Annotated in this window: 11 protein-coding genes; 1 reads left to right on the top strand and 10 read right to left on the bottom strand. The window is 51.3% G+C overall.

Annotation, left to right across the window (positions count from 1 at the left end; all coding sequences use genetic code 11):
* Positions 1-10: 10 nt before the first annotated feature.
* From NYE26_RS01910 to NYE26_RS01880, 7 genes are all read right to left on the bottom strand, one after another.
* Positions 11-1,498 (bottom strand): class I adenylate-forming enzyme family protein, encoded by a 1,488-nt coding sequence (locus NYE26_RS01910; RefSeq protein WP_339253476.1) that lies wholly within the window; start codon positions 1,496-1,498, stop codon positions 11-13.
* Positions 1,495-1,734: a phosphopantetheine-binding protein gene (locus NYE26_RS01905; protein WP_339253475.1), complete on the bottom strand. Its 240-nt coding sequence runs from the start codon at positions 1,732-1,734 to the stop codon at positions 1,495-1,497. The genes NYE26_RS01910 and NYE26_RS01905 overlap by 4 nt, the downstream gene beginning before the upstream one ends.
* A 441-nt stretch (positions 1,735-2,175) precedes the next feature.
* Positions 2,176-4,092 carry a carbohydrate-binding protein gene (locus tag NYE26_RS01900; RefSeq protein ID WP_339253473.1) on the bottom strand — a complete coding sequence of 639 codons (1,917 nt, stop codon included), beginning with the start codon at positions 4,090-4,092 and terminating at the stop codon, positions 2,176-2,178.
* Between the two features lie 311 nt (positions 4,093-4,403).
* Entirely contained in the window at positions 4,404-5,951 is a 1,548-nt protein-coding gene (gene rlmD, locus NYE26_RS01895; protein WP_339253471.1) for a 23S rRNA (uracil(1939)-C(5))-methyltransferase RlmD, read from the bottom strand.
* A gap of 34 nt (positions 5,952-5,985) precedes the next feature.
* The gene (locus NYE26_RS01890; RefSeq protein ID WP_076080215.1) at positions 5,986-6,876 is read right to left on the bottom strand and encodes a diacylglycerol kinase; all 891 of its coding nucleotides are present in this window, start codon (positions 6,874-6,876) and stop codon (positions 5,986-5,988) included.
* A 104-nt stretch (positions 6,877-6,980) separates the two neighbouring features.
* Positions 6,981-7,751 (bottom strand): CbiX/SirB N-terminal domain-containing protein, encoded by a 771-nt coding sequence (locus tag NYE26_RS01885; protein WP_339253469.1) that lies wholly within the window; start codon positions 7,749-7,751, stop codon positions 6,981-6,983.
* Between the two features lie 3 nt (positions 7,752-7,754).
* Positions 7,755-8,045: a YerC/YecD family TrpR-related protein gene (locus NYE26_RS01880; protein WP_019913624.1), complete on the bottom strand. Its 291-nt coding sequence runs from the start codon at positions 8,043-8,045 to the stop codon at positions 7,755-7,757.
* A gap of 374 nt (positions 8,046-8,419) precedes the next feature.
* Here NYE26_RS01880 and NYE26_RS01875 point away from each other — a divergent pair, with 374 nt between their 5' ends.
* On the top strand, positions 8,420-8,968 hold the full coding sequence (locus tag NYE26_RS01875) for a hypothetical protein (RefSeq protein ID WP_076080210.1): 549 nt from the start codon (positions 8,420-8,422) through the stop codon (positions 8,966-8,968).
* A 26-nt stretch (positions 8,969-8,994) separates the two neighbouring features.
* On the opposite strand, the gene corA is transcribed toward NYE26_RS01875, so the two are convergent.
* The 3 genes from corA to NYE26_RS01860 form a co-directional block, all read right to left on the bottom strand.
* Positions 8,995-9,954, bottom strand: coding sequence for a magnesium/cobalt transporter CorA (gene corA, locus NYE26_RS01870; RefSeq protein WP_036730901.1), 960 nt, complete (start codon positions 9,952-9,954; stop codon positions 8,995-8,997).
* A 203-nt stretch (positions 9,955-10,157) separates the two neighbouring features.
* On the bottom strand, positions 10,158-11,060 hold the full coding sequence (locus NYE26_RS01865; protein WP_036730902.1) for a response regulator: 903 nt from the start codon (positions 11,058-11,060) through the stop codon (positions 10,158-10,160).
* 3 nt (positions 11,061-11,063) lie between these two features.
* Positions 11,064-12,353, bottom strand: coding sequence for an ATP-binding protein (locus tag NYE26_RS01860; RefSeq protein ID WP_339253466.1), 1,290 nt, complete (start codon positions 12,351-12,353; stop codon positions 11,064-11,066).
* Positions 12,354-12,361: the final 8 nt, after the last annotated feature.

The following is a 12,361-nucleotide window of genomic DNA, read 5'->3' as shown; positions in this document are numbered from 1 at the left end:
TCGTTCACCCCTACTCATTTAGCAATAAGCACTTCGTACTTGCCCTGTCCAGTTTTCCTGTTTTTGTTTTTGGAATTTCATCTACAATCCTCCATTGTCTAGGTACCTTATACGAAGACAAATGCAAGTTGCAATGTTGTGTCAGCGCATCTAGATCAACCAGACATTCTTCACAAACTTTCAGAAATGCGATGGGTACTTCGCCTAATAGATCATCGTGCACACCAACAATCATGACTTCCTCCACTTCTTTCAAACCATATAAAAACTCTTCGATTTCTTCCGGATAAATATTGATACCGCCGGATATAATGATATTTTTCTTTCTGCCTGTAATGATGAGACACCCTGATTCATTCCAATATCCCAAGTCTCCTGTCTTTAACCAACCCTCAACAATGGTAGCGTTCGTTAACTCCGGGTTGTTGTAATAACCGAGCATCACATTTGGGCCCTTGACCCAAACTTCTCCGATAGCGGCTCCTTCAACCTCATTCTCTTCTTCGTCAACAAGCCGAATAGAAACGTCACTGATGGGTGATCCACAGGATAAGCAGCGCTCTCCACGGTCCATCATACTCACCCTAGGAGAAGCTTCTGTCAATCCGTAGGTTTGAATAATGTCCGCTTGGGGAAATACAGTCTGAAGATTGTCTACTAATTTCGCGGGAATCGGCGCACCGCTTATAACAATAAATTCAATGGAATCAAAGGCACTCCAGTTGGTTGTCTGATGATAATCGGAAATAAAGTGCATCAATTGCGTAGGCACCGCTGAGAATGCCGTGACCGCCTTATTCTGAAACAGTCTAAACGCTGTGCGCGGCAGCAAGGGCAAGCTGATAAGCCTAATTCGGGTTCCAAATAGCATACAAGAAATCAATTGCGTGACAATTGTAGAACTGAAATGAACGGGCATCGTTACAAGAAACGAATCTTGATCCGTATAACCCACCTCTCTTCCATGTGCCAACGCATTCGTTAATACATTCTCATGGGATAACATAACGATTTTAGATGGTCCGGTTGTGCCCGATGTAGGAAGGAGAATAGAACATGAATTGGGATCGGACGGATTCGTGAGCGAGATCGATTCAAACGAAGGCACCGGTTCTTGCGAGAAATCCTGAGCGGTAACCCAATAAATATGGCGATTTAAACGCGCAGGCTGTGCATATTTGCTGATAACCAGCTTGGTATCACTGGCATGTAGGATATGTTCAATCTCCATGATGGAAGCCGAGTACGGAACCGGTACCAGCACATGACCGCTGAACTGAATGCCAAGCGCCGCAGTAATGAACAAGGGCTCATTATTTGTGTAGACTGCAAGATGGCTGCCGGCCTCAAGCTCAAAGTTCTTTTTGATATATAAAGCAATTAAGTATGCTTCTGTCATCACTTCCGCATAAGTCCACTGCTGCTTTAGATCTTGAAGGATAATTTGATCCTTGCGATCACAAGCCTCCATGAATAAACGCTGAATGATAGTCATCATATCGTTTTCCCGGTCAAATAATTAAGGATTAATCCAGCCGTGGAGAACTTCTCAAACAACAGATCCTCATCAGGGATCGAGATGTTAAACTTCGATTCTATTGAAACAATAAGCTTGATGAAGCCCACCGAATCGATCCCTTGATCCAACAAAGGGGTATTGTGGTCTTCCGGATACTCGATGTCCAGCTCAGCAAAAACTTCATCTCTCAAGATAGATTCTATTGATTTAGACATCCTGTTTCCTCCGTTAGATAATCTTTAGAAAGGCTGATTAGAGAGGACAGCATACATGGTGATATTCAGTAATGAGCAGGTGAAAGTGAGTGTGAAGGAGAATAATCTCAAAACGATGGACAATGTGCATACGCACTAAAAGAGTTGTTTGCAGAGATGCTGCAATGAATGCTGGAGGCGGAATATGACTCGGTGCAGGAATGAAAAGCAGAAAAAAGCATTTTCCCAAGCGATAAAGCCCTGCTGAAAATGCTCTACTTCACTACGGTGAATGACACCCGTAAATGGATATGTTTAGTATAAATTGCAAATATACCAATTGTCAACAATTTTAAATTTTAGGCAACACTAGTGAGGACGTCCTTTAGCTGAATAAAGAGGTATATCATTTGATATACCCCTTGATCCATCTTATTGCAATTACATCAAACCGTTTGCATTTTATTTGAACTGGAACCAGGTTAAATTTGCAACTGTGGTTGAATCTGACTTCACAAAAGTAACATATACCGTATGGGTTCCTACCGCTGTCCCGGCATTAATCGGGATATTCTTGAGGGACCATGACTGCCATCCGCCGGTGCTTTCTGCTGTCCAATAACCCAGCATCGTGCCTGTAGGGCTGTCCAAGTGGAATTCGATTCTTCCGCCGGAGTTAGCAGATGCAACCTTCAGATCAATACTTGTTTTAGCGGTAGTGCCAAAGTCTACGTTTTTAAATGCGATATAGTCGCCATTACTTCCTCCGCCAACATCCAGCCCGCCATCCGTGCTTGCCTCATAGGAAATAACACCTGAACTAAGGTTATAGCCTTCCGCTTCAAATTTCAATGTGTTGAATTTGGGATCTGCAGCATAGCTGTTCGTATCTGTTATTTTCAAATCTGTCAAATTATTCACCGCAACTCCACCGACGCGGACATTGTTTAAAGTAACTCCCGAGACAGTAGCAGTGTCACTCCAGCCCTTCATGATGGAAACTTCACCCAAAGCGCGTAAATTGATATTATTATAGACCACATTTTTGATCGGGCCGGTTTTGGCCGAAAGATCAAACCATCTGGAGTGAACACCGGATCTTGGCCAGAAGCCTTCTACATCGATATTGTCAAATACAATGTTCTGTGCTGCCGGAGTTCCATACAGATGACCTACCGCTAAAGCGCGCCAGCATCTGTATACAAAAGAGTTTTTAACCACGATGCCATCCTGAAGCTGTTTCACTCCATCTCCAACCTTGAATGCTCCACATCTGCTCCAGGCCAAAGCATCATCGACAACTACATTGGACTGGTTCTCAGGAGTTCCCGGCCAGTTGGCAGCGATATCCGTAGTGGCTACATCCCAGGTCTTAAAGGAGTAGGTGTCATCCTCCGATACTGCAACAGTGTGCTTGATGAGTACATTCTGGCTCTCTTGGATGTCTATTGCATCATTCTCATAATCAAGTTCATTGTTGTTGAAGTGCTTGGTATTCTGGAAGGTTACGTTATTGGATCTTGTAACGATTGTAGCCCAGCCGCCGCTGTCTCTGATGGTTATGCCGTCAACCGTGAAGTTGCTGCACTGCAAGGGTACAAGAATATTGTTCAGATAATTGTTTGTATTTCTCATATAATGGCCATTACCGTCAATCGTTCCCCTGCCGTATATCTTAATATTGTTGGCATTGGTTTCGGTATAAATAAACCATGTCCCATCCTTATTCAGGGAATTCTTATGGAAATGGGTAGTGTAATCGCTTGGATTTCCTGACCCCCTTATAACAGAACCACCCTCCAGATAAACCGAGACATTGCTTTTTAGAACAATGTTACCGCTCTTATACACTCCGGCTGGAACGTATACGATACCGCCGCCTGCTGCGTTAGCCGCATTGATGGCATTCTGTATGGCAGGTGTAGCCAAAGTAGCACCGGTACTGTCAGCACCGTACCCGGTTTTAACATTGTATATCCCTGTACCGGATGACGCCGGAACATTGGTTTCAAGCGCATCTGCCGCGATAACCAGATCCTTCAGGTTATTGATTTTAACGATAAGATAGGTTGGTGATGAAAGGGTAAAGGTAAGGGTATTTCCGCTCTTGGTTGCAGTGATTCCCAAAGCTTTGGGTGAAATATTATAGGTATTGATGGGCTCGCTTGCTGTTATTGTGATTGTAGTTGTACCTGAAAAAGAGAAATTACAATAATTATAGTTTACAAATACCGCCGAAGTGTCGATGACCGGTATATTGGTAGAGTCTGCTGTTACCGTGTATTGACTGGTCGTGGTATAGATTGACGGTAATGGATAGCTTACAATTGTACCCGCCGCGCTTGCTGTCAAAGGAAAGACAGGTAACAGATTGGCCATACAAAAAATTAATAATGCACTTAATAACTTTAACTTCCTTAACATAAATAAACACCTCTTTCATATTTTTTAGAAAAGACTCTGCCATCTCTTTTGTATTCGCTTACAACCTGATTATAGTTTGATAGGCGCATCCGGATAAGGCGGGTAATCCCACATTAAGGGCAGATTTCTGCAGCAGCTTTATACAGAAAAGAGAGGCTGCTGAACAACATCATCACAGAATAGCAAGCAAAAGCGCAAAAATAAAGACGCTTCGGGGAGAGTAATTCCCGAGCGCCTTCTTGCTTTCTTTTATGTCGAATTATCACCTACTTCAGCTCGAGCCAAGCCACACTTTCCACATGCACCGTATGCGGGAACATGTCCACCGGCGTAACCTCCACCGTCCGGTAGCCCCCATCCTCCAGCACCCGCAGGTCGCGGGCCAGGGTGGATGGGTTGCACGACACGTACACGACACGCTCCGGCTGCATCAGCAGGATGGTCTCCAGCAGGCGCGGGTCGCAGCCCTTGCGCGGGGGATCGACGACGATGACGTCCGGGGTGATGCCCTGCTCTTTCCAGGCCGGGATGACATCCTCCGAAGCGCCCACTTCGAACTTCACGTTGTTCATGCCGTTCAGCTTCGCGTTGGCGCGGGCGTCCTCGATGGCTTCGGGCACGATTTCTACACCATACACCTGATCCGCATGCTGGGCCAGGAATAACGAGATGGTGCCGATGCCGCAATACGCATCAATCACAGTCTCTTTGCCGGTGAGGGCAGCGTATTCCAGAGTTCTGCCATACAGCACCTCGGTCTGCGCCGGGTTCACCTGGTAGAAGGACCGTGCCGAGATCGCGAACTGCACCTCGCCAATGTAGTCGTAAATGACCTCGCTGCCCCACAATACGCGGGTATCGTTGCCGAAGATGACATTGGTGCGCTGGGTGTTGATGTTCTGGCAGATGCTGACCACTGCCGGAAGCTGCTCGCGGATACTGCCGAGCCAGGCGTCCAGGTGCGGGATATCCCGGCCGTTCGTGACCAGCACCAGCATCATCTGGCCGGTGCGGAACGCCTTCTTCACCACTACATGGCGGAGCAGGCCGCGGCCGGTCTCTTCGTCATAGGCGGTGATGCCCAGCTCACGGCCGAGGCTCTTGACGGTGGCAACGACCTTGTCGTTGTCCTCATGCTGGATCAGACAAGTCTCCATGTCGATGATCCGGTGACTGCCGCGTGCGTAGAAGCCGCCGACCAGACCGCCGTCGGTTACCCCGATAGGCACCTGTGCCTTGTTGCGGTAGCGCCAGGGCTCGTCCATGCCGAGCGTAGGCAGCACGCGGATGCCTTCAGCCAGGTAACTTGCATCGCCCGCACTACCACCTTCAACCGCCGCAAGCTCTGCCCCTGCATTTGCAACATCCGTATCAACGCTACCGCCCACTACTCCTCTACTTGGCACACCAGCCACTTCCAGCTTTCCGATCCGCTGCAGGTTGTCCACCACCAGTTGCCGCTTCCATGCGAGCTGCGCGGTGTAGTCCATATGCTGCAGCTGGCAGCCGCCGCATTGATCATAGATAGGGCAGGGTGGCGCGATGCGGTCGGGGCTGGCCTGCACCAGCTCCAGCAGCTTGGCGTAGCCATACTGCTTCTTGGTCTTCAGCACTCTGGCCCGGACCTTCTCACCGGGGAGTGCGCCCTGCACAAAAAGGGTAAAGCCTTCGACGCGGCCTACCCCTTCCCCTTCATGGGTCATGCCGATGATATCGAGCAGGACCTCCTCATTCTTGTTCACTGGCAATCCGGCCACAGCGGCCGGCCTTTGTTCCCGGCGGCTTGCGCTGCGTCCGCTGCGGTGTTTATTCATGTGTATAGGTTCACTTCTTTCATGTTCTTCACGATTAATTCTGCGCAAAAATCCGCAGATGCTGCGGCAGGATGCTGAAGTTGCCCGGCAAGGTGCCGCCCAGCTCGCCGTCCAGGTTCAGCTGTACGTAGCCGGGAGAGGTTACCTCCATGGCATCGGTGCGGAAATGGATAACCTTCTTGTCATTCAGGTGATCTCCGCGAATGGTTAGACGCACCAGCCGGATGAACTCGGCCAGGTTGCATTTCTTAACGGCAATAACATCGAGCAAGCCGTCATCGATGCGCGCACCCGGAGCCAGCTTCTCGAAGCCGCCGACCGAATTCGTATTGGCGATCAGGAAGAGCATGAACTCGTCATGGATCATCTCCTGGCCGTTCGCGCGGATGTACAGCTCTTGCGGAGCAAGGCTGGCCATCTTCTCGATCCCCTTCAGGTAATAGGCAAGCTGACCCATCATGGTCTTCAGCTTGCTGGGGACCTCATAGGTCAGCTCCGTCAGTTGTCCGCCGCCTGCTATATTAATGAAGTAACGGTCATTGGCTTTGCCGAGATCGATCAGGCGCGCTTCCTGACGCAGAATCAGGTCGCAGGCTTCCTCCCAATTCTTCGGAATGCCCATGGCCCGCGCGAAATCATTCGTCGTTCCCAGCGGCAATATGCCGAGCGGGGGAAGGTTCGGCTTCTCCGCCATCCCGTTAATCACTTCATTAAGCGTACCGTCGCCTCCGGCAGCTATGATCAGATCATAAGTGCCGCGTTCCACAGCTTGGGCTGCAGCCGCAGTAGCATCGCCCTCTCCCGTTGTTGCATGGCAGGTAGCTTCGATACCGCCCATATCCAGCCGGTCTAGAATATCGGCGAGTCGTCTTTTCATTTCTTCCCGACCAGAAGTGGGATTATAAATCAATCTCGCAGTTTTCATTACCGGAACGCCACCTGTTTATATAATGGATAACTTTACTGATTATACCCAATTCTGTACCCCACAAGCAATGTCAGGGGCCAGCTACATTACCCGCTTACGAATTAACGCTGACCCTCAAGACGCTGGAGCGCTGCTTCCACCTGCCGCTGAATCCAGCGCGGCAGCAGCGGATGCGGCAGCAGCGTCTGGCCGGAGTAGGCATACTGCAGCCCCTCCAGCCGCTGCGGAATAACTACCTTGGTGAAATACCCCTCACTCAAAAAAAGCGGAGCCACCAGCACATCATAGCCCTGCTCCTGCCAATGCTCCACCCGGCTTCTTACACTGTCCGGGTTCAACAGCCCGTAATCAGCTGCAGCCAGCCCGCTTATCTCCCGTACCCGCGCGGCAAGTGAAGAGATGCCCTGCTCCCAGCGCTGCCGGAAGCCGTCATGCCTGCTGCCGTGTCCGACCAGCAGCACCATCTCCCGCCCGGGATGCTGCGACAGTTCCCGGAGCTTATCCCACAGCATCTGTGCAATATCGGGATCGTCATCGACCGGATATCCGTAATGAACCTTCGCGGTAACCCTGAACGGCGCAAGGTCGGTCTCCCGCTCAGGAACCGGCTTAGCGCCCAGCGCATACTCTATCTCATCGACATGCGTACTGCCGGAAGACACAAACAAGGGGATCACAATAATATCTGTGACCCCTGCATGTTCCAGCTTATCAATTCCATCTTGTATCAATCGTCCTTCTACCAGCTCAAGGAAAGCCACTGCCACCGGCAGCTCCTCCCGGAGCGTGAGATGGCTCACTGCCTCATCTACCATCGACACCCAGGCCTGATCACGGGAGCCGTGACTGATTAACAATACACCCGGAACCATAAATTATCGGCCCAGACGTTCCAGCGTAAGCTTATAACCGTCATTGCCGTAGTTCAGGCAGCGCTTCACACGGGAAATTGTGGCCGTACTGGCCCCCGTCTCGGCTTCGATCTGATTATATGTAGACCCCTTGCCCAGCATCCGCGCAACCTCAAGGCGCTGTGAGAGCGATTGAATTTCGTTCACTGTGCACAGATCATCAAAGAACACATAACATTCTTCCATATTTTTCAATGTTAAAATAGCCTCAAATAATTGATCGATACTTTTATCGTTTAGCTTCTTTAGCTGCATCGCCCTATCATCCCCTAAACATTAACTTAATGTGACTATCTTGCCTCTACTATATTGTACTGGAGCACATTTTTCAAGCATTAACGGTTTCACGCTGTAAAGAGTGAAATCGATGGACAAACGTCCATCCCAGGCGCACACCATAACCAGGGTTAACCCGTCTCTACTTCCGGCTCCCAGGTTAGACCGCCTTACTCATAGTACTACAAAACCGTGCGAAATCAAGCATGGACACGGTTTCTTCACTTCCGCCTGCCGCTCTATAGGCATCCGCCCTTTTCCGCTAGTATCCCGGTTACCCGGGCATTCGTCTATACCGTCTGTTCGCCCATGACATACAGTATAGCAAACCACTAACGAAGGAATGTGATCCTATGCCTCAGCATTACTATAATCATTCCCGCCAGCAAGGCCGTTCACTGGCTGAACCTTACAATCCGTCACCTTACCCGGGACTATCTGCTTATACACCTGCACCGCTTCCCGGAGAACCTGAGCTGCTGCCTGCTTACGGCGCTGAAGTCACCGATACGGCACTCGCGCTCCCTGCTGCAGAAGCCTCTACCGCGAAGGCCGGAGGCCTGCTTGGCGGACTCGGCAATCTCGGAAGTCTGGCGAATATGGAACAGATCAAGGGCATCGTTGACCGGATGGGCGGTATTGACGGAATCGTCAACACCATGGGTAAGGTGCAGAAGGTGATGCAGGGCTTCTCACAGATGGCTCCGATGGTGAAGCTTATGATGGGCGGGTTCGGCAAAGGCAAGGGAAGCGGAGCGGGAGAGCTCGCCGCCGAAGAGGATGCAGCCCTCTATAGCCCCAAACGGCGCAAAAAAAGACGCCCCGCCGCGAAGCGCCGCAATACCACGTCCAAGAAGCGTAAATCCGGTGGGCCTTCCTCCGTTAAGCGCCGCCGTTCCTAAGCGGCGGCGTTTAACGCGCTTTTCTTCTACTTAAACCAGCCGCTCCGCCGGAACCAGCCGAACATCCCGATCCCCAGCACCAGCATAAGCAGCAGCACTGCGAAATAGCTGTATTTCCATTCCAGCTCCGGCATCACCCTGAAGTTCATTCCATAGATTCCGGCGATCAGCGTCAGCGGCATGAATACCGTGGTAATCACCGTGAGTGTCTTCATAATGGAGTTCATCCGGTTGGAGTTGAGCGAGATATAGCTGTCACGCAGGTCGGCGGTCATTTCCCGGTCAACTTCAATCATGTCGGTCAGCTTCAGCAGATGATCGTAGATATCGCCGAAGTAGACCCGCTCCTCGCCGTTACTCTGCACATGCTGCGAATTGACGATCCGGTACATCAGATCACGCATCGGCACAATCGTCCGCCGCAGCTTCAGCAGCCTTCCACGCACATTGAAGACCTGGCTCATCAGTTCTTCCACTGATTCGTTACCTCCCTGGCTCTCCAGATCCGCGAGTTCATCCTCCAGCGTATACAGGGACGGGAAATACCTGTCGACCAGCTTGTCCATCACTGTGTAAGCAGCAGCCATCGGCCCGCCCGACCAGCCCTTGCGGCTATGAATCTCAGCTTTGACCATCTGCCACGCTTCCTCCATCTCCGGCTTGTCCTGATGATGGTAGGAGACGAGAAATTTCGGGCTGAGGAACAGGTCGATCTCTTCGGCCTCCAGTGTCCGCTCATTCAGCGAATGCAGCACGAAGAACTGCACATCCTCGTAATAATCCAGCTTCGGCCGCTGCAAAACATGCATACAGTCTTCAATCGCCAGCGGGTGAAAATGAAAATACGTGTCCAGCCTCAAGGTTTCTTCCTCCGTCGGCATAGCGAAATCCGCCCAGATCCAGGCATAATCATCCAGGACAATATCCTGAAGCAGCAGATCGGTCAGTATCTCGCCCGCATGCGTAACGGCAAGTGTTCGTATCATAATATAAGTCCTCCGCCCTATGTAGGCAATCCGCAGCAGAGCCGCGCTGTTCTAGTTGCTTCCTCCTATTGTACAGCATGTCTGCGCAAAAAAATAACCGCCAGCCCGCTGACCAGCGCTCCGGAGGTTTCTTGGTCTTGTCTTTATAGTTGACGGCGCCATTTACGGCGAACGGACCGGTCCGATTTTCCAATATATATAGCTTATCGGCCCAAGCCCTCCAGCACCTCCAGATGCAGCACCTGCAGGAATTTCTTAATATTCACCTTCACCTTGCCGCTATCTCTGCCCTGTTCAATCTCCTTCATCTTCAGGCGCACCTCTTCGAAGTCGAAATACAGCGGCGCATAATGCTCGAACTTCGGATTCCCGTAATCCGTCAGACCAATGGACGCGAGACTTGTCAGACCTGCCGCCAGTGCGCGGCGCAGACGCTGTTCGATGGCCTTGACCTCTTTGGCTGCTTCCGCAGGCACCGGTCTGTACTTGGCAGCGGTCCGCTCGTACAGCTCCTTAAGGGACGGAAGACTTCCGCTGTTCCCTTCGGCTACCGCCAGCTCCATGATCGTGATAATATCACGGCTGCCATTCTCCGAGATCATCCCCATATTCATCAGAATTGGCTGGACAATCTCCTTGACGGTACGCTTGCCAGGCGGCAGCTGCGGCAGTCCGAACTGCAGACCCTCCAGCTTACCCAGCGTCAGCTTGATCTCATCCAGATAACGGCCCATGGCGTAACGTTCATTCACTTTATATAGTACAGATTCCACTTCAATCTTGTTGATCGGTTTGCGGATGAAGAATTCAATTCCGCTCTTGTAGGCGCGGCTCACCATGTCCCCGTTCTCAATCTGCGAGATCATTACGAATTTGGAGCGGCAGCCCTGTGCCTGAAGAGAGAGGATGGTCTCAATCCCGTCCTGGTCCGGCATCAGCAGATCCATCAGCACAATGTCCGGGGTCTCGCTCAGGATCAGGGCTATCCCCTCCTGTCCGCTCTCAGCAGTACCCGTCACCTCACCAAGCCCGCTGTCCTCAATAATATGCTGCAGCATTCTTCTCGCCGACGCGTCGTCATCTACAATACAGAATGATAGCGGCATCCTCTATTCCTCCTTCCGCAGCTTAATGCTCGGCACTGTAATCTGGAACATGGCCCCACCGATATGCGATACCGGCTGAACCGTAATGCTTCCCTCGAACATATTCACAATATCCCGTACATGAGAGAGCCCGATCCCTGTGGCAGCGATGCCCTCTTCATCGAATTTCGTGGTGAAGCCCGGCTCGAACAGCAGATCGAGGTCACGTTTCCCGATGCCTGTCCCGCTATCGTTCACTGTCAGAATCGTCATGCCGTCCTGCTCATAAGCGTTCAGATGGATGCTGCCTGTCCCTTGGATGACTTCCACCGCATTGGCGGTAAGATTGTTAAGCAGGGTCAATAGAGGAATGTAGCTGTCGGTTGTGTAATCGGAGGTGATGTGAATATGGAATTTGATCTCTTTACCTAGCATTTCTGCATATTTGGCATTGCTCTTAACCGCGAACCTCAGAATGTCCGATAACGGCATGTCCCCGTTCACCTCACGCTCCACCAGCTTCACCAGCCCTGCCAGAATCCGCTGCGAATCCTTCTTCACCTCATGGAGCTGCTGGGTGATATCCAGCACCTGCCGGCTGTAACGCCCTGTGCCTTCCCCGTCCTTCAGCTTGCTGTACAGCTCGAAGCTGTTCAGCGTTACCTGCTCCAGGGTGCCTATAGATTTCTTCAGATAGAACACTTCCCCGTACAGGCCGGAGCCGAATCCGAGCATCTGCTGGGTCCGCTCCTGCTGCTCCCGCTCCCGGATACGCAGCTGGCTGACAGAGATACTGCTATATACCCCGGTGGTGAAATACGTACGCAGGACGGCAATTGCCATTAGGTACGTCCACTCGTTCAGCCGGAAGGTAGCCGAATCCAGTACGATCAGCCGGGTCAGCAGCTCCATTTCATTCGACAGGAGATCGATCAGCGCGGCAACCGCGCCCAGCACCAGCGGATGAAACGTATCGATCCGGCTCTTGATGACACGCATCAGTGCGCCGAACACCATGTAATAGATCATTGCCGAGAAGTGGCTGCTAAGGCTCTGCTCTACCGTCAGTCCGCTTCCCTCCACCATATCCATCGCAGTCCGGAACAGCAGCACAACCACCCCGGCAGCACAGCCTGTGCGGATATACGGCAGCTGCCTCATTAACAGCAGGAAGAGGAGAAAGGCGCTGCTGCCCATGGCAATCCGGAAGATATCTCCGTCAAACGGGTTGATCTTGAATTCCCCGGCTACCGCAGTAACGGCGGCCACCAGCAGAATCTGTACCGCCTTCATTCTCAGAATCGATTGTCCCATCGCCACTG

Origin of the sequence: Paenibacillus sp. FSL P2-0136, assembly GCF_037975325.1 — a bacterium.
GTDB lineage: Bacteria > Bacillota > Bacilli > Paenibacillales > Paenibacillaceae > Paenibacillus_AQ > Paenibacillus_AQ silagei.
This window is presented reverse-complemented; position numbering and strand designations above follow the sequence as displayed.